At 73.6% G+C, this 16116-nt stretch carries 16 protein-coding genes and 1 pseudogene; 9 read left to right on the top strand and 8 right to left on the bottom strand.

Annotated features, from left to right (window positions below):
• Positions 1-29: 29 nt before the first annotated feature.
• The 3 genes and pseudogenes from ABTX60_RS28805 to ABTX60_RS28795 form a co-directional block, all read left to right on the top strand.
• A complete protein-coding gene (locus ABTX60_RS28805; RefSeq protein ID WP_352099928.1) occupies positions 30-638 on the top strand; it encodes an RNA polymerase sigma factor in 609 nt (202 codons plus the stop codon).
• Positions 635-1165 carry a hypothetical protein gene (locus ABTX60_RS28800; RefSeq protein ID WP_352099927.1) on the top strand — a complete coding sequence of 177 codons (531 nt, stop codon included), beginning with the start codon at positions 635-637 and terminating at the stop codon, positions 1163-1165. The genes ABTX60_RS28805 and ABTX60_RS28800 overlap by 4 nt, the downstream gene beginning before the upstream one ends.
• 26 nt (positions 1166-1191) lie before the next feature.
• Positions 1192-1364 (top strand): annotated as a pseudogene (locus ABTX60_RS28795) (acyltransferase family protein); the annotation flags it as partial.
• 105 nt (positions 1365-1469) lie between these two features.
• On the opposite strand, the gene paaE reads toward ABTX60_RS28795, so the two are convergent.
• The 5 genes from paaE to paaA are packed head-to-tail and all read right to left on the bottom strand — an operon-like array spanning position 1470 to position 5208.
• Positions 1470-2585 (bottom strand): 1,2-phenylacetyl-CoA epoxidase subunit PaaE, encoded by a 1116-nt coding sequence (paaE, locus tag ABTX60_RS28790; protein ID WP_352099926.1) that lies wholly within the window; start codon positions 2583-2585, stop codon positions 1470-1472.
• Positions 2585-3100, bottom strand: a complete 516-nt coding sequence (paaD, locus tag ABTX60_RS28785) for a 1,2-phenylacetyl-CoA epoxidase subunit PaaD (RefSeq protein WP_352099925.1) — start codon at positions 3098-3100, stop codon at positions 2585-2587. Before paaD ends, paaE begins: the two co-directional genes overlap by 1 nt.
• Positions 3094-3921 carry a 1,2-phenylacetyl-CoA epoxidase subunit PaaC gene (paaC, locus tag ABTX60_RS28780; RefSeq protein ID WP_352099924.1) on the bottom strand — a complete coding sequence of 276 codons (828 nt, stop codon included), beginning with the start codon at positions 3919-3921 and terminating at the stop codon, positions 3094-3096. The genes paaD and paaC overlap by 7 nt, the downstream gene beginning before the upstream one ends.
• A 10-nt stretch (positions 3922-3931) precedes the next feature.
• Positions 3932-4225 (bottom strand): 1,2-phenylacetyl-CoA epoxidase subunit PaaB, encoded by a 294-nt coding sequence (gene paaB / locus ABTX60_RS28775; protein ID WP_053672731.1) that lies wholly within the window; start codon positions 4223-4225, stop codon positions 3932-3934.
• Positions 4222-5208 carry a 1,2-phenylacetyl-CoA epoxidase subunit PaaA gene (gene paaA, locus ABTX60_RS28770; RefSeq protein ID WP_352099923.1) on the bottom strand — a complete coding sequence of 329 codons (987 nt, stop codon included), beginning with the start codon at positions 5206-5208 and terminating at the stop codon, positions 4222-4224. The genes paaB and paaA overlap by 4 nt, the downstream gene beginning before the upstream one ends.
• A 212-nt stretch (positions 5209-5420) precedes the next feature.
• Here paaA and paaI point away from each other — a divergent pair, with 212 nt between their 5' ends.
• On the top strand, positions 5421-5810 hold the full coding sequence (gene paaI, locus ABTX60_RS28765) for a hydroxyphenylacetyl-CoA thioesterase PaaI (RefSeq protein ID WP_352100018.1): 390 nt from the start codon (positions 5421-5423) through the stop codon (positions 5808-5810).
• The gene (gene paaK, locus ABTX60_RS28760) at positions 5807-7162 is read left to right on the top strand and encodes a phenylacetate--CoA ligase PaaK (protein WP_352099922.1); all 1356 of its coding nucleotides are present in this window, start codon (positions 5807-5809) and stop codon (positions 7160-7162) included. Before paaI ends, paaK begins: the two co-directional genes overlap by 4 nt.
• Before the next feature lie 79 nt (positions 7163-7241).
• Here paaK and ABTX60_RS28755 read toward each other — a convergent pair whose 3' ends face one another.
• The 3 genes from ABTX60_RS28755 to ABTX60_RS28745 all read right to left on the bottom strand — a co-directional run bounded on the left by ABTX60_RS28755 (position 7242) and on the right by ABTX60_RS28745 (position 10465).
• A complete protein-coding gene (locus tag ABTX60_RS28755) occupies positions 7242-8459 on the bottom strand; it encodes a PP2C family protein-serine/threonine phosphatase (protein WP_502992416.1) in 1218 nt (405 codons plus the stop codon).
• A gap of 101 nt (positions 8460-8560) precedes the next feature.
• Positions 8561-9319, bottom strand: coding sequence for an IclR family transcriptional regulator (locus ABTX60_RS28750; protein ID WP_352099921.1), 759 nt, complete (start codon positions 9317-9319; stop codon positions 8561-8563).
• A 51-nt stretch (positions 9320-9370) separates the two neighbouring features.
• On the bottom strand, positions 9371-10465 hold the full coding sequence (locus tag ABTX60_RS28745) for a LacI family DNA-binding transcriptional regulator (protein ID WP_352099920.1): 1095 nt from the start codon (positions 10463-10465) through the stop codon (positions 9371-9373).
• Positions 10466-10691: 226 nt separating this feature from the next.
• On the opposite strand from ABTX60_RS28745, the gene ABTX60_RS28740 reads away from it, so the two are divergent.
• From ABTX60_RS28740 to hypF, 4 genes are read left to right on the top strand one after another with little or no spacing between them, the layout of a single operon-like run.
• Positions 10692-12437 carry an enoyl-CoA hydratase-related protein gene (locus tag ABTX60_RS28740; protein WP_352099919.1) on the top strand — a complete coding sequence of 582 codons (1746 nt, stop codon included), beginning with the start codon at positions 10692-10694 and terminating at the stop codon, positions 12435-12437.
• Positions 12434-13021, top strand: a complete 588-nt coding sequence (locus tag ABTX60_RS28735; RefSeq protein ID WP_352099918.1) for a hydrogenase maturation protease — start codon at positions 12434-12436, stop codon at positions 13019-13021. The genes ABTX60_RS28740 and ABTX60_RS28735 overlap by 4 nt, the downstream gene beginning before the upstream one ends.
• Positions 13022-13061: 40 nt before the next feature.
• A complete protein-coding gene (gene hypB, locus ABTX60_RS28730) occupies positions 13062-13805 on the top strand; it encodes a hydrogenase nickel incorporation protein HypB (protein WP_352099917.1) in 744 nt (247 codons plus the stop codon).
• Entirely contained in the window at positions 13802-16114 is a 2313-nt protein-coding gene (gene hypF / locus ABTX60_RS28725; protein WP_352099916.1) for a carbamoyltransferase HypF, read from the top strand. Before hypB ends, hypF begins: the two co-directional genes overlap by 4 nt.
• The last annotated feature ends 2 nt before the right edge of the window (positions 16115-16116 follow it).

Here is a 16116-nt window from a genome sequence, read left to right as displayed (position 1 = left end):
AGGCACCTGTCGACGAGAAGGGGACATTCGTGGACGACGCGGAACGGTTACGGGGCGGCGGGCCCGCTGCGGCGGTCGGCGACCCGCGGCTCTTCGAGGAGTTCTACCGGCGTCACATCGACGCGGTGCTGCGCTTCGTGGCCCGGCGGGTGGACGACCCGCACACGGCGGCCGACCTGACGGCCGAGATCTTCCTCGCCGTCCTCGACTCGGCCGGCACGTACCGGCCGCACCTCGGCAGCGAGACCGCGTGGCTGTACGGCATCGCCCGCAACGTGGTGTCGTCGGAGCGCCGCAGGATCGCCCGGGAGACCGAACGCGATCTGCGCATCTCCGGGCGGCGGTTGCTGGAGCCCGACGACATCGCCCGCATCGAGGACAAGCTCGACGCGGAGAGCCCCGGGCGGCGCGTCCTGGCCGCCCTGACGAGGCTGCCCGAGGGCGAGCGGGCCGTCATGGAACTGGTCGCGGTCGACCAGCTCACCGTCACCGAGGCCGCGGCCGCGCTGGGCATCCGCCAGGTCACGGCCCGGGTCCGGCTGCACCGGGCGCGCAGGGCACTGCGCGAGGAGACGGACTGCCGGACCGATGGGACGGCGGAGGCATCGGTGGCGTACGTGGCGAGGGGGGAAGCATGAGCACGAGGACGACGTTCGAGGACCGGCTGCTCGTTGAACTGAAGAAGGAGATCGCGCTACGGGGGGCGGGATCCGGGGCGGACGACGTGGGCAGGGCGACGGCCTCCGTGCGTCGCCCGTCCGCCCCTCGGCGGATCGCCGTGCTGGTGGCGGCCTGCGCGACGGTGTGGGCCGCCACGGTGGTGGCCGGTTCGCCCGCCGACTCCGGCGCGTTCGCGGCGGAACGCCACGACGACGGCAGTGTCGAACTCACCGTCAGGACACGTGGCTTCGGCATCGACGACCAGCTGGAACTGGCGGAACGCGTGCGCCCGTGGGGCATCCGGGTGGATGTGGTCGCTCCCGCGGACGTGTGCAGCTCGTGGGACGTCCCCCGGGTCATGGTTCTCACCGCGGAGGGCGACCCCGTCCGGGCCTGGCCCATCACCCTGCGCCGGGGCAGCACACTGGTGATCGAGAACTCCTGGGGCGAGCCGGTGCCGAGGAACGAGATCGAGCACTACGAGGTGAAGTCCTGCACACGGTGAGCGCCCGGCTGGGCTGCCTCGACGCACTGCGCGGACTCGCCGCACTGATCGTAGTGTTCGACCCTCGTCGCACACCTTCATGCCGGACTTTCGGGCCGACCTGATGCCGCTGTTCAACACCAGCCGCTACGGCATCATGGTGTTCTTCCTGGTCAGCAGGTACATCATCCCGGCATCGCCGGAACGCCGGGGCCGGGTGGGCCTGGCGCGGCCGGCGCGTACCGCGACCGCTGACCGGCCTCGGAGCGATCAGCTACTCGGGCCGCAGGCTGGCCCACCGCCCCGCCGGCCGGGCGTCGCGGGATCAGGTGTCGAAGTCCACCGTCAGCTCCTCCGACACCGGGAACGACTGGCAGGTGAGGACGTAGCCCGCGTCGACCTCGGACGGTTCGAGGGCGAAGTTGCGGCGCATGTCGGCCTTGCCGTCGGTGATCTGGGCCCGGCAGGTGCCGCAGACGCCGCCCTTGCAGGCGAAGGGCAGGTCGGGGCGGGTCTGCTGGGCCCCTTCCAGGATGGTGCGGTCGCGGGGCAGCGCGGAGGTGGTGGAGCGGCCGTCGAGGGTGACGGTGACCTGGCTGACCGGGCCGGAGGGGCCCGTGTCGGTGTGCCGGACCTCGCGGACGGGCTCGTCGTCGGCGTAGAACAGCTCCTGGTGGACGCGGCCGGCGGGGACGCCGAGGCCGGTCAGGACCTGCTGGGCGGCGCGGACCATGCCGTGTGGGCCGCACAGCCACCAGTGGTCGGCGGACTCCGCGTCGACCAGGGCGTCGACGAGGGTGGCCAGTCGTTCTGCGTCGAGGCGGCCGGAGAGCACCTCGGCCTCGCGGGGCTCGCGGGAGAGGACGTGGGCGAGCTGGAACCGCGTGGGGTAGAGGTCCTTCAGGTCGGCGAGTTCGTCGGCGAACATCACCGTGCCGGTGCGGCGGTTGCCGTAGAGCAGGGTGACGCGCGAGCGGGGGTCGGCGGCCAGGACGGACTCGGCGATGGAGACCATGGGCGTGATGCCGGAGCCGGCCGCGATCAGGACATGGTGGCCGTGAGCGGTGAGGTCGGGGGTGAAGGCGCCGGTGGGCGCCATGACCTCGACGGTGTCGCCGGGGCGGACGTCGTGCACCAGCCAGGAGGAGAACAGGCCGCCCGGAACCACCCGGACGCCGATCCGGGGCGCGGTGCCGGCGGGCGCGCAGATCGAGTACGAGCGGCGCTCGTCCCGGCCGTCGATGTCGCGGCGCAGGGTGAGCGACTGCCCGGGGGCGAAGGTGAACTCCTCGGCGAGCACGGTCGGAATGTCGAAGCCGACGGCAACCGCGTCCTCGCACAGGGGCTGCACGGCGGCGACCCGCAGGGAGTGGAAGACCGGACGTCGGCGGGCACGCGGGCGTGCCGCCGGGGCGGGGGCCGGCTCCATCAGGTCCTCCATCAGATCTCCTTGACGTACTCGAACGGCTCGCGGCAGGCGAGGCAGCGCCACAGGGACTTGCAGGAGGTGGCGCCGAAGCGGGAGGTCTCCTCGGTGTCGGGGTGACCGCAGCGGGGGCAGGGCACCGAGCGGCGGGTCGGCGACAGCACGAGCGGGACCGGGCCGGCGGCGTGCCGCGGCGCCGCTCCGGGCGGGGCGATGCCGTGCTCCGCGAGCTTGCGCCGGCCGTCCGCCGTGATCCAGTCGCTGCTCCACGGCGGGTCGAGGACCGTGCGGATCTCCACGCGCGCGTACCCCGCCTCGCGCAGCCGGGCGGCCACGCCCGCGCGCATCTCGGCCATCGCCGGGCAGCCCGAGTAGGTCGGGGTCAGGCTGGCGACGACCGTGCCGTCCGGGGCCAGGGTCACCTCGCGCAGTACGCCGAGGTCGGCCAGGGTGAGCATGGGCAGTTCGGGGTCGGGCACCTGCTCGGCGATGCGCCGGGCCCGTCGCGCGTCCAGGAGTGCCGTCACCATGTCGCCCCCGGGTGGGCGCGGGCGACGCCCTGCAACTCGGCCAGCAGCGGCGCGAGATGCTCGGTGTGGTCCCCGGTGCGGCCCGAGCCGGGCAGGGGGCGGTAGACCGGCATGGGCAGTCCGGCCGCCTCGGTGACCTGGCGGAGGACCGCGACGACCTCGTCGCGCACGTCGCACGCCGTGAACAGCTCGCCCAGGTAGGGCGCCACCTGCTCCTGTGCCCTGCGCATCCGGCGGTGGGACTCCTCGGTGCCGTCGCCGAGGCGTACGGCCCATTCGGCCGCGTACTGGCGGTGGTAGGCCAGCTCCTTCACGCCTTTGGCGGCGATCGCCGCGAGGACGGGGTCGCGGTGCGCGGTGAGCCGCTCGAAGTGCGCGAGGCGCCAGCTGGCGAGCACCAGCAGCCGCACGATCGAGAACGCGAAGTCGCCGCCCGGCAGTTCGGCCAGGCGTACGTTGCGGAATTCGCCGGCGTCGCGGAAGTAGGCGTAGGCGTCCTCGTCGCGGCCGGTGCCGTCGGCCTGGCCCGCGCGGGAGTAGAGCAGGCGGGCCTGACCGAGCAGGTCGAGCCCGATGTTGGCCAGCGCCACCTCCTCCTCCAGCTCGGGGGCGCGGGTGGTCCACTCGGCGAGCCGCTGGGCGCAGACGAGGGCGTCGTCGGCCAGGGTGACGCAGAGGGCGGCCAGTTCGGCGGCGTCCACGTCGTCGGGCACGGTGGTGTCGATGCCGTGCAGGGGGTCCTCGAAGCCGGTGCCGTAGGCCCAGCGGGTGTCGTCCTCGTGTCCCTCGGCGAGGGTCAGGTAGACGTGCTCGTCGCTCATGCCCTCTCCTTCAGATGTGCGGGACGTCTTCGGGGATGTCGTAGAACGTCGGGTGCCGGTAGACCTTGTCGGCGCTGGGCTCGAAGAAGGGGTCTTTCTCGTCGCGGGTGGAGGCGGCGATGTGCTCGGAGCGCACGACCCAGATGCTCACGCCCTCGTTGCGCCGGGTGTACAGGTCGCGGGCGTGGGTGAGCGCCATGCGGTCGTCGGCGGCGTGCAGCGATCCCACGTGGACGTGGTTCAGCCCGCGCTTGCCGCGCACGAACACCTCGTACAGCGGCCAGTCCTGCCGGTCGGCGGTCATGCCACCGCTCCCTTCTCCGCGCGGGCGGCCTGCTTGGCGGCGTGGGCGGTGGCCGCCTCACGCACCCAGGCGCCCTCCTCGTGGGCCGTGCGGCGCCGTTGCACCCGCTGGTCGTTGCACGGGCCGTCGCCCTTGATGACCCGCATCAGCTCGTCCCAGTCGGGCGTGCCGAAGTCGTGGTGGCCCCGTTCCTCGTTCCAGCGCAGCTCCGGGTCGGGGAGCGTCACGCCGAGCTTCTCGGCCTGCGGGACGGTCATGTCGACGAAGCGCCGGCGCAGTTCGTCGTTGCTGTGCCGCTTGATCTTCCAGGCCATGGACTGCGCCGAGTTGGGCGAGGCGTCGTCGGGCGGGCCGAACATCATCAGCGACGGCCACCACCAGCGGTTCACGGCGTCCTGCACCATCTCGCGCTGTTCCGGGGTGCCGCGCATCATCGTCATCAGCAGCTCGTAGCCCTGCCGCTGGTGGAAGGACTCCTCCTTGCAGATCCGCACCATGGCGCGCGCGTAGGGCCCGTAGGAGGAACGGCACAGCGGCACCTGGTTGCAGATCGCGGCGCCGTCCACGAACCAGCCGATCACCCCGACGTCGGCGAAGCTCAGCGTCGGGTAGTTGAAGATCGACGAGTACTTCTGGCGGCCCTCGATCAGCCGCTCGGTGAGGTCCGCGCGGTCGGCGCCCAGCGTCTCCGCCGCGGAGTACAGGTACAGCCCGTGCCCGGCCTCGTCCTGGACCTTGGCGAACAGAATGGCCTTGCGGCGCAGCGATGGCGCCCGGGTGATCCACTCCCCCTCGGGCTGCATGCCGATGATCTCCGAGTGCGCGTGCTGCGCGATCTGCCGGATCAGTGTCTTCCGGTAGCCCTCCGGCATCCAGTCGCGCGGCTCAATCCGCTGGTCCCGCGCGATCGTCGCGTCGAAGTGCTGCTGGAGAGCCGGCTCGGCGCCGTCCGCCCCCGGGGGGCTGGAGTGTGTCGTGTCCATCCGTCCCACTTCCCAACCGACCATTCGTTCGGTCCATCGTAGGACACGCCGGTACGCCTTGGTAAGTCCCCTCAAGCAAGTCCTGGACCCTTGACAGGTCTCGGCACGGCTGGATTACATGGCAGCGCCGATGCTAACCGAATGTTCGGTCGGGCCAAGAGGTGGTGCGAGAAGTGACCCATACCGCTGACGCGACGCCGCCCGCGGAGGCGATGTTCGCCGCGGACCAGGCCTCCCGCGGGCTCGGGATGGAGCTGCTGGAGCAGGGCGCAGGGACCGCCGTGCTGCGGATGACCGTGACCCCGGCGATGGTGAACGGGCACGGGATCGCCCACGGCGGATACGTCTTCCTGCTCGCCGACAGCGCCTTCGCCTGCGCGTGCAACGGCCACGGCCCGGTGACCGTCGCGGCCGGCGCCGACATCACCTTCGTGGCCCCGGCGTACGAGGGCGACGAACTCGTGGCACGGGCCGAGGAACGCACCCGGTACGGACGCAGCGGCCTCTACGACGTGACGGTCCGGCGGGGCGAGGAGGTGGTCGCGGAGTTCCGTGGCCGCAGCCGGAGCCTCGGGAGCACGAGGCCGGAGGAGTCCGCATGACCAGCGATACGACGGCCTCCCCGACCCCGGAGCCGACGGGACGGCGACGCGGCGAGCCCCTCCCCCACGACCTGCTCGACGACGGGGAGCGGCTGACCCGCGAACAGCTGCGCGAGCTCCAGCTCGGCCGGCTGCGCACCAGCCTGCAGCACGCCTACGACAACGTGGAGGCGTACCGGAAGAAGTTCGACGAGGCCGGGGTCTCCCCAGACGACTGCCGCTCGCTGGAGGATCTGTCCCGCTTTCCCTTCACCACCAAGGCCGACCTGCGGGACACCTACCCGTTCGGGATGTTCGCCGTCCCCATGGACCGGGTCCGGCGGCTGCACGCCTCCAGCGGCACCACCGGCCGCCCCACGGTGGTCGGCTACACGGAGAACGACCTGTCGACGTGGGCGGACCTCGTCGCCCGCTCCATCCGCGCCGCGGGCGGCCGCCCCGGACACAAGGTGCACGTCTCCTACGGCTACGGGCTGTTCACCGGCGGTCTCGGCGCGCACTACGGGGCGGAGCGCGCGGGGTGTCTGGTGATCCCGGCCTCCGGGGGCATGACCGCGCGCCAGGTGCAGATCATCCAGGACTTCCGGCCCGAGATCATCATGGTCACGCCGTCCTACATGCTCACGCTGCTCGACGAGTTCGAGCGGCAGGGCATCGATCCGCGTGCGAGCAGCCTGCGGGTGGGCATCTTCGGCGCGGAGCCGTGGACGGAGGAGATGCGCCGCGAGATCGAGGAGCGGACGGACATCCACGCCGTCGACATATACGGCCTGTCCGAGGTGATCGGTCCCGGTGTCGCGCAGGAGTGCGTGGAGACCAAGGACGGGCTGCACGTATGGGAGGACCACTTCTACCCCGAGGTCGTCGACCCGGTCACGGGTGAGGCGCTGCCGGAGGGCGAGGAGGGCGAGCTGGTCTTCACGTCCCTGACCAAGGAGGCCCTGCCGGTCGTCCGCTACCGCACCCGCGATCTGACGCGGCTGCTGCCCGGCACGGCCCGGCCCGCGTTCCGCCGCATCCGGAAGATCACCGGCCGCTGCGACGACATGATCATCCTGCGCGGGGTGAACGTCTTCCCCAGCCAGATCGAGGAGATCGTGCTGCGCACGCCCGGCGTCGCCCCGCACTTCCAGATCCGGCTGACCCGGCGCGACCGCCTGGACCACATGACCGTCCGGGTCGAGACCCGGCCCGGAACCGGCCCCGAGGAGCGCGAGGCCGCGGCCGCGACGATCGCCCGGGCCGTCAAGGACGGCATCGGCATCACCGCCGACGTGACCATCGTCGAACCGGAGACCCTGGAGCGTTCCGTCGGCAAGATCCGCCGGGTGAAGGACCTGCGCGAGGCGTGAGCCGCCGCGGCTGCCAGGAGCGGCACTTCACCCCGGCCACCGGGGCAAAAGCCTCCGATCCGCACAACAACCGCAGCCGTCAGGAGCAGCACGTCGCCTCGGGCACCGGACCGGCCGGCCCGGTGCCGCCCGCCGCGCCGGCCTCCGCTTGCGCCGCGCGCACGGCCGGCTTGCGGATGAGGAGCAGGGCCGCGTCGTCGTGCAGCCTGCCTCCCACATGGGCCAGCAGTTCCTCGTGGAGCGCGCCGAGGGTGTGGGCCGGCTCCTGGGAGACATGCCGCTTCAGGCCCTCGGCCAGGGGGTAGAAGGCGCGGCCTCCGTCACGGGCCTCGGTGACCCCGTCGGTGTAGAGCAGCAGCTGGTCGCCGTCGGCGAAGGGGAGCGTGTGGAGTCCCGGGGTGTACCCCGCGAGGTCGCGCAGCCCGAGGGGCGGTGCCGGGAGCACGGGCTCCACCGGGCTGATGGTCCCGGAGGCGCGCACCAGGAGCGGCGGCGCGTGTCCGCAGTTCACCACCTCCAGCTGCCCCTCCCGCGGATACCCGGCGACCACGGCGGTCACGAAGTCGTCGCGGCCGAGGTTGCGGGCGAGGCTCCGCTCGATCCGGTCGACCACGGCGAGGAGGTCGGGCTCGTCGTGGGCGGCCTCACGGAAGACACCGAGCACCAGCGCGGCGGTCCCGACGGCGGGCAGCCCCTTGCCACGCACGTCGCCGACGATCAGCCGCACCCCGTGCGGGGTGGGTATCAGGGCGTAGAGGTCACCACCGATGCGGGCCTCGGCCGCCGCGGCGCTGTAGCGGACGGCCACCTGGAAGGGCCCGACAGTCGACGGCACGGGTTTGAGCAGGGCGTGCTGGGCGGTCTCCGCGACCGACCGGACGGCGGCGAGCACCCGCTCCCGGCGTCCGCGCAGCACACCGGCCAGGCCGCTCGCGAGCGTCACGGCGACCAGGGCAGACAGCACGGCGGCCAGCTCCCGGCCCGGCACTCCGTCCCGGATCCCGAGCGTCGCACCGACGGCCACGGCGAGGCCGCCGACGCAGAGGACCCCGCGTGGCCCGTTGGTCGTGGCCGCCAGGGCCGGCCCGGCCGCGAGCAGGGGCAGCCAGATCATCCCCGCCCCGCCGACGAGGTCGGCGGACACGACGGCGGCGACGACCACGACGGGCAGGACGGGTGCGCCCACGCCCAGCTGCGCGACGGCGCGCCTGCGGGCCGAAGCCCCGGCATCGGACACTCGGTTTCTGAACGGCCGTACCGGCCGGTGGTGGACGCCATGGTTGCGGGCTTGGCTCATGTCGGTGTCCGCAGTCCTCACCTGTGCGCGGGGCACGTCCCGGAAATGTCTGACTTATCCAGAAAACGGGGTGAGGGTAGTGACCGGCAAGAAGCGACTTTTCAGATAGTGAGCGAGAGGCTCCTGGTCACGCGGCTCGCGGTCGGAAGCAGCCGTTCGCGGATCTCCGGCAGCCGGGAGAGCCGGTTGGACGGCAGCGACACGCCGAGGGAGCCGAGCGTGTCCCCGCTGTAGACCGGGACGGCGACGCAGACCGTGCCGAGGGCGTACTCCTCCAGGTCCGTGACGGCCGGGGCCATGGGCGGGGTCTCCAGCCTCCGGAGGAGTTCCGGCAGGCTGGTGATCGTCCGCGGGGTGAGGTCGGCGAGGTGGTGCCGGGAGAGGTAGTCCTGGCGGGCCTCCTCGTCCAGCTCCCGCAGGACGGACTTGCCCAGTGCGGTGGCATGCCCGGCGTCCTCGAAGCCCACCCAGAGGTCGACGCGGGGCGTGCCGGGGCCGTCGACGATCTCGGCGACCCGGATCTCGCCCTCCTCGTAGAAGGTGAGGTAGGCGGCCGTCGCGAGCTCGTCCCGCAGCGCGGCGAGGGTGGGCCGGACGCGGCTGAGCAGGGCCTGCGCACGGCCCGTGGACTGCAGCGTCTGCAGCTTGTCGCCGAGGACGAAGCCGCCGTCGTCCAGCTTGCGCACGTACCCGTCGTGGACCAGGGTCCGCAGCAGGTGGTAGGCGGTGGCCAGGGGCAGCCCCGTCTCACGCGCCAGCTGCTTGGCCGGCGCGCCGTTCTCGTGCGCGCTCACCGCCTCCAGCAGACGCATGGCCCGCTGGACGGAGTTGATGAGCGTAGGGCCGTCTTGCCCACCCATACGAACAGCGTGCGTCAGGCCCGGGCGCCGGGCAAGGGGGAGGCCGGTGGATCAGCGTGAACCGGCTGCCGTGCCCTCCCTCGGCTCCGCATCGGTGGGGGCGGGCGGGCGTGCGATCCGGGGCGGCGGTGCCGTGGACGCGCGGACGACGAGGTCGACCGGCGGGTCGTACGCCGGCGGCAGGTCCGTGTCCGGCTCCTCGATCGCCCGCACCAGGAGCCGGAGCCCCTCCCGCGCCACGGCGTCGAAGGGCTGCCGCACCGTGGTCAGCGGCGGGGTGACATAGGCGGCCACAGGGATGTCGTCGAAGCCGACCACGCTGATGTCGTCCGGCACGCGCAGCCCGGCCTCCGTCAGGGCGCGGACGACGCCGATGGCCATGTCGTCGTTGGCGGCGAACACGGCGGTGCAGTCACCGTGCGCGGCGAGCTCGCGGCCCACCGCGTATCCGGACGCGGCCGACCAGTCGCCGTGCAGCACGGGCGGCGGCGCGATGCCGCGTGCGGCGAGGGCGCCCCGCCAGCCCTCCAGCCGGTCCCGCGCGGCGAACCACCGCTGCGGGCCGGCGAGATGGTGGACCGTCGCGTGCCCGAGGTCCAGCAGGTGCTCGGTTGCCGTCCGGGCGAGGAGTTCGGCGCCGACGCCCCTGGCCATGGTGCGGGCACCGCCGAAGGCCGCCGGTGCGCCGAGCACGAGGACCGGCACGTCGACGCCGATGGACACCGGCCCCTCGTCGATCGGCTCGGAGACGACGATGCCGTCCACGCCCTGCTCCAGCAGCGACTCCACGGCGCCGGCCACACCGCCCGGGTCGCCTTCGAGTGTGTTGACGACCCGGAGCGCGTAACCGGCGTCCCGCGCGGCCCGCTCGATGCCGATCAGCAGCGAGGCGGGGCCGTAGAGGGCCGTTCCGAGGGTGATCACGCCGATGGAACGGGTTCGCCCGGAGGCCAGGGCCCGGGCGGCGCTGTTCAGCCGGTAGCCGAGTTCCCCGGCCGCCGCGAGCACTCTTCGGCGTACGTCCTCGGAGACGTAGCGCTCCCCGTTGAGGACCCGTGACACCGTCTTCTGCGAGACCCCGGCCAGCCGGGCCACGTCCACCCCGCGCGGGGCGCCGCCACCGGCCCGTCCTCCCACTCGCGTCATTCCTCACTCCCCCCTGTCGGGCGGCCGCACCACGGCCCCTCACGCCCAGCGTTCCACACCCCCGGACGCACCCGCCCGGCCCGGTGTGCCACCCCATCGGACGACAGGCGGCCTCGGGGCCCCGGCGGTCGCCGCCGCGTACCCGTTCCGCCGGAAGCGGATGAGCACCGCGAAACGCCGCCGTGGTCCTTCACGGCCCTCCCGGGACGGGCGACCATGCCGTGTCATGGACATCTTGCTCGTCGCCAGCGCGTTCAACAGCCTGTCCCAGCGTGTGTTCGCCGAACTGTCGGACGAGGGGCACCACGTGGACGTCGTGCTCGCCTCGCACGGCCCCGACGCCGTCCGGGACGCCGTACGCGAGACAGGTCCGGAGCTGATCGTCGCCCCGATGCTGAAGTCGGCACTGCCGGAGGACGTGTGGCGGGACCACACCTGCCTGATCGTGCACCCGGGGCCACCCGGCGACCGGGGCCCGTCGGCGCTGGACTGGGCGATCGCCGAGGAAGCCTCGGAGTGGGGCGTCACGGTGCTGCAGGCCGAGGCGGCCATGGACGCGGGGGACGTGTGGGCGGACGGCACCTTCCCGGTACCGCCGGCGGGCAAGAGCGACGTGTACCGCAACGAACTGGCCGACGCCGCCACGGCCGCCGTGCTGCTGGCCGTACGGCGCTACGCCGACGGGTCGTACAAACCGCGTCCGCAGAGCGAACCCGGGATCCACGTGGTGTGGCGGGACTTCTTCCGCCAGGAGCAGCGGCGGATCGACTGGGAGAACGACGACACGGCGACGGTGCTGCGCAAGCTCCGCGGTGCGGACTCGCAGCCCGGCGTGCGGGACGAGGTCTGCGGCCGGGAGGTGTTCCTGCACGGCGGGCACCCCGAGGACCGGCTGCGCGGGGAGCCCGGTGAGCTGCTCGCGACCCGGGCCGGCGCGGTCTGCCGGGCCACCCGGGACGGCGCGGTGTGGATCCCGGAACTGCGCCCACGCAAGAGCTCCGGTGACCCGGCGCCGTTCCGCCGCCCCGCGGCCTCGGTGCTTTCCGGCTTCCCGGCCCCGCCGGGCAGCGGCCCGGGCATGCCCGGTTCGAACGACCGCCCGTACTGGCTGCCCGAGATCGCGGCCCCGCTCGAACTGCCGCCCGACCGCACCACCTGGACCGACATCCGCTACCGGCAGCGCGGTCCCGTCGGCTTTCTGACGTTCTCCTTCCCCGGCGGAGCCATGAGCACCACCCACTGCCGCAGGCTGCTCGCCGCCTGGCGCTACGCCCTCACCCGCCCCACCTCGGTGCTGGTGCTCGGCGGCGCCCGGGACTTCTTCTCCAACGGCATCCACCTCAACGTCATCGAGGCGGCGGGCGACCCGGCGGCGGAGTCCTGGTCCAACCTCAACGCCCTGAACGACCTGGTCGAGGCGGTGCTGCGGACCACCGACCGGCTGGTGGTGGCGGCTCTCGGCGGCAACGCGGCGGCCGGCGGCGTCATGCTGGCCCTGGCCGCCGACGAGGTCTGGTGCCGCACGGGCAGCGTCCTCAACCCGCACTACCGGAACATGGGCCTGTACGGGTCGGAGTTCTGGACGTACTCGCTGCCCCGCCGGGCGGGCGCCGAGACGGCCGAGCGGCTGACGGGCGAGGCGCTGCCGGTGAGTGCCGCGACCGCCGAGCGGCTCGGACTCGTGGACCGTCTGGTGCCGGTCGCGGCCCGGGACTTCGCCACCGAGGTGGAGCGGCTGGCCGCCGACCTGGCCGGCGATCCGGATCTGCCCGGCCGGATCACCGCCAAGGCCACGGCACGTCACGCGGACGAGCTCCAGCGGCCCCTCGCCGAGTACCGGCGGGACGAACTCGCCCGGATGCGCGCCGTCTTCTTCGACCCCGAGGCCCCGTACCACGCGCTGCGGTCCGCGTTCGTCCGCAAGCTCCCGAGCGGCTCCGCCCGGCCGCTGGCCGCGGGAGCAGCGCAGTGAGCGCGCGGCTGCTCGTCGCGGGCGTCGGCAACATCTTCCTCGCGGACGACGCCTTCGGCCCCGAGGTGATCCGCGCCCTGGACCTGCGCCCGCTGCCGCCGGAGGTACGGGTGCGGGACTTCGGCATCCGCGGCATGGACCTGGCGTACGAGCTGCTCGACGGCTACGACACGGCCGTCCTGGTCGACGCGGCCGTGCGGGGGCAGGAGCCGGGCACGCTGTCGCTGATCGAGCCGGACCCGCCCGGCGGACCCACCGCGGGCGCCCCGCCCGAGGCGCACGGCATGGACCCGGCGAAGGTTCTCGCCCTGGCCGCGCACCTGGGCGACGAGCCGCTCCCCCGCGTCCTGGTGCTGGCCTGTGAGCCGGAGCTGCGGGCGCCCGCCGACGAGGACATCGCCCCGGGCATCAGCGCGACGGTGCGGGAGGCGGTGGGACGGGCCGTGGCGGCGCTGCACGCGATGGTGCCGGTGCTGCTGGCCGACCCGGGGGCCACGCCCCCGTTGAGCCGCCCGGACGAATCCGGTGCCCTGTCGTCGGCCGGGCTGCCGGGCACGGTGAGCGGCGGCGCGGAGGATCGGTAGCGGAACGATTTCCCTACCGACCCGCGAGGAGCGGCGCCCCATGTGCGATTCCGTGGACGACGTCACCCAGGCCGTCCTGGCGAAGAACGACTCCCTGGCCGCGGGCCTGCGCGAGGAGCTGGCCCGGCGCGGAGTGAGCGTGGTCAACCTGCTGTCCAGCCCGGGCAGCGGCAAGACGGAGCTGCTCGGCCGGGTGCTGGCCAGGGCGGTGGAGCGGGGCCTTCCGGTGGCCGCGCTCACCGCCGACCTGGCGACCGAGAACGACGCCGAGCGGCTGGCGCGGTCGGGAGCCCCGGTGAAGCAGCTGCTGACGGACGGGCTGTGCCATCTGGAGGCGCGGCAGCTGCGCGGCCACGTCCAGAGCTGGCTGCCCGAGGGTGCCTCGCTGCTGTTCGTGGAGAACGTGGGCAACCTCGTCTGCCCCGCCTCCTACGACCTCGGCGAGAGTCTGCGGATCGTGCTCATGGCGGTGACGGAGGGCGAGGACAAGCCCCTGAAGTACCCCACCGCGTTCGGGTCCGCCCACCTGGTGGTGCTGACGAAGACCGACCTGTCCGGGCCTGCGGGCTTCGACGAGGCCGCCTTCGAGGCGAACGTCCGGCGGGTCAACCCGGGGGTGGAGGTGCTGCGGTCGTGCGCCCGCACCGGCGCCGGTGTGGACACCCTGCTGGCGCGGGTGCTCGCCGTCCGGGACGGGGCCCCTGTCCACCGGCCGCCCCTCGCGCCCCGACCGCACACCCACACCCACACGCACGAGGACGCGGAAGCCGGCCTCGTCTCGTGACAGCGCCCGTCACCCGGGCGGTACGTCGTCGCGTGACCGTGCGCGGCACCGTGCAGGGCGTGGGTTTCCGCCCGTTCGTGCACCGCCTCGCCTCCGAGCTCGCGCTGGCGGGCTTCGTGAGCAACACGGCGAGCGGCGTCCTGATCGAGGTGGAGGGCCCGCCGGAGGGTGTCGCCGACTTCTGCGACCGGCTGGCGAAGGAGCCTCCGCCGCTGGCCACCGTCACCGGCGTGGGGTTCGAGGAGCTGCCCGCGACCGGCGCCGACGGCGCGTTCGGCATCCGCTCCACCGACCGCTCCCCCGGCAGCACCCTCCTCCCGCCCGATACGGCGACCTGCCCGGACTGCCTGCGGGAGCTGGGCGATCCGGCCGACCGCCGGCACCGGCACCCGTTCGTGACCTGCACCCACTGCGGCCCCCGTTTCACCATCGCCACAGGCATGCCGTACGACCGGGCGGTCACGACCATGAGCGGCTTTGCGATGTGCTCCGCGTGCGCCCGGGAGTACGGCGACCCTCTCGACCGGCGCTTCCACGCCCAGCCCGTGGCCTGTCCCGACTGCGGTCCCCGGCTCCGCCTGGTGCCCGCGCCCGGGAGCGCGGGCCGCCCGGCCCGGGACGGCGAGGCCCTGGCAGCGGCGCGCGCGCTGCTGGCGGCCGGGCGGATCGTCGCCGTGAAGGGCCTCGGCGGTTACCACCTGGCCTGCGACGCCGGCGACGCACGCGCCGTCGACACCTTGCGCAGCCGCAAGGCACGCGGGGCAAAGCCGTTCGCGGTGATGTGCGCGGACCTCGACACCGTACGGCGGATCGCCGAGCTCTCCTCGCCGGAACTGGCCGCTCTCACCGGTCCTCGCCGCCCCATCGTCCTGCTGCGCCGGCGCCCGGAGGCGAACGACCTCGCACCCGGTGTCTGCCCCGGCAGCCCGCACCTCGGCGTGATGCTGCCCTACACGCCCGTGCACACCCTGCTGTTCGGCCTGCCCGGTGATCCGCCCGGCCCCCGCATGCTGGTCATGACCAGCGGAAACCGCTCCGGGGAGCCGATCGTCACGGATGACGACGAGGCGCTGACCCACCTCGCCGGGGTGGCCGACGCCTGGCTCGCCCACGACCGGCCCATCGCCTCCCCCTGCGACGATTCCCTGCTGCGCGTACGCCCCGACGGCACCGAGCAGGTGCTGCGCCGCTCCCGCGGGTATGTGCCCCGGCCGCTGCGGCTGCCGGTGCCGGTGCGGCCCGCTCTCGCCGTGGGCGGTGATCTGAAGAACGCCCTGTGCCTCGGCGCGGGCGACCAGGCCTGGTTCGGCCCGCACATCGGCGACATGGGCGACCTGGCCACCCTGGAGGCGGCCCGGCGGGCGGACGCGCACCTGCGGGCCCTCACCGGGGTGAGCCCCGAGCTGGTCGCCGCCGACCGGCACCCCGGGTACCACTCCGCACGGTGGGCCTCCCGGCTGGCCGGGCACGCCCCCGTGCTGGTCCAGCACCACCACGCGCACATCGCCTCCGCCATGGCCGGGCACGGCCTCGACGGCACCACCCCCGTGATCGGCGTCGCCTTCGACGGCACGGGCTACGGCGACGACGGCACCGTCTGGGGCGGCGAGATCCTGCTCGCCGACTACGCCGGCTTCCGCCGCTACGCCCGCCTCTCCCCCGCCCCACTGCCCGGCGGTGACGCGGGCGTCGCCAACCCGTGCCGTCTGGCGCTGGCCCGGCTGTGGGCGGCGGGACTGCCGTGGGACGCGGACCTGCCCTGCGTGACCGCCTGCGCGCCCCAGGAACTGACCGTGCTCCAGCAGCAGTTGTCCGGCGGTCTGGCGTGTGTGCCGACCTCCAGCATGGGCCGGCTCTTCGACGCCGTGTCGTCGCTCGTGGGCGTGTGCCACCGCGCGGGGTACGAGGCGCAGGCCGCGCTGGAACTGGAGGCCGCCGCCGCTTCGGCGTGGGACGCCGAACCGACGACGTACGCCTTCACCGAAGACCTCGACCCGGCGCCCGTGCTCGGCGCGCTGATCGCCGATCTGCGGCGCGGCACCCCGGCCGCCGTACTCGCGGCCCGTTTCCACCGGGCCGTGGCCCGGGCGGTGGCGGGGATCTGCCGGCGGGCGTGTCAGGACACCGGCCTTGCCACCGTCGCGCTCAGCGGCGGGGTGTTCGCCAACGCGCTGCTGGAGGAGGAGTGCGCGCGATTGCTGGCCGAGGACGGCTTCGCGGTGCTCCGCCACGGCGAAGTCCCGCCCAACGACGGCGGACTGGCCCTCGGCCAGCTGGTGGTCGCGGCGCACCTACGACAGGAGGAGTGACC

The organism is Streptomyces sp. NPDC126510 (genome assembly GCF_040302345.1).
Lineage (GTDB): Bacteria > Actinomycetota > Actinomycetes > Streptomycetales > Streptomycetaceae > Streptomyces.
The sequence above is the reverse complement of the archived record's forward strand: the minus strand, read 5'-3'. Positions and strand labels throughout refer to the sequence as shown.

Excerpts from the sequence above, each read along its gene's own strand:
- ABTX60_RS28800 (WP_352099927.1), top strand. The coding sequence starts at position 635 with ATGAGCACGAGGACGACGTTCGAGGACCGGCTGCTCGTTGAACTGAAG.
- paaE (WP_352099926.1), bottom strand. The coding sequence starts at position 2,585 with ATGGAGGACCTGATGGAGCCGGCCCCCGCCCCGGCGGCACGCCCGCGT.
- paaD (WP_352099925.1), bottom strand. The coding sequence starts at position 3,100 with ATGGTGACGGCACTCCTGGACGCGCGACGGGCCCGGCGCATCGCCGAG.
- paaC (WP_352099924.1), bottom strand. The coding sequence starts at position 3,921 with ATGAGCGACGAGCACGTCTACCTGACCCTCGCCGAGGGACACGAGGAC.
- paaB (WP_053672731.1), bottom strand. The coding sequence starts at position 4,225 with ATGACCGCCGACCGGCAGGACTGGCCGCTGTACGAGGTGTTCGTGCGC.
- paaA (WP_352099923.1), bottom strand. The coding sequence starts at position 5,208 with ATGGACACGACACACTCCAGCCCCCCGGGGGCGGACGGCGCCGAGCCG.
- paaI (WP_352100018.1), top strand. The coding sequence starts at position 5,421 with ATGTTCGCCGCGGACCAGGCCTCCCGCGGGCTCGGGATGGAGCTGCTG.
- paaK (WP_352099922.1), top strand. The coding sequence starts at position 5,807 with ATGACCAGCGATACGACGGCCTCCCCGACCCCGGAGCCGACGGGACGG.
- ABTX60_RS28755 (WP_502992416.1), bottom strand. The coding sequence starts at position 8,459 with ATGAGCCAAGCCCGCAACCATGGCGTCCACCACCGGCCGGTACGGCCG.
- ABTX60_RS28750 (WP_352099921.1), bottom strand. The coding sequence starts at position 9,319 with ATGGGTGGGCAAGACGGCCCTACGCTCATCAACTCCGTCCAGCGGGCC.
- ABTX60_RS28745 (WP_352099920.1), bottom strand. The coding sequence starts at position 10,465 with ATGACGCGAGTGGGAGGACGGGCCGGTGGCGGCGCCCCGCGCGGGGTG.
- ABTX60_RS28740 (WP_352099919.1), top strand. The coding sequence starts at position 10,692 with ATGGACATCTTGCTCGTCGCCAGCGCGTTCAACAGCCTGTCCCAGCGT.
- hypB (WP_352099917.1), top strand. The coding sequence starts at position 13,062 with ATGTGCGATTCCGTGGACGACGTCACCCAGGCCGTCCTGGCGAAGAAC.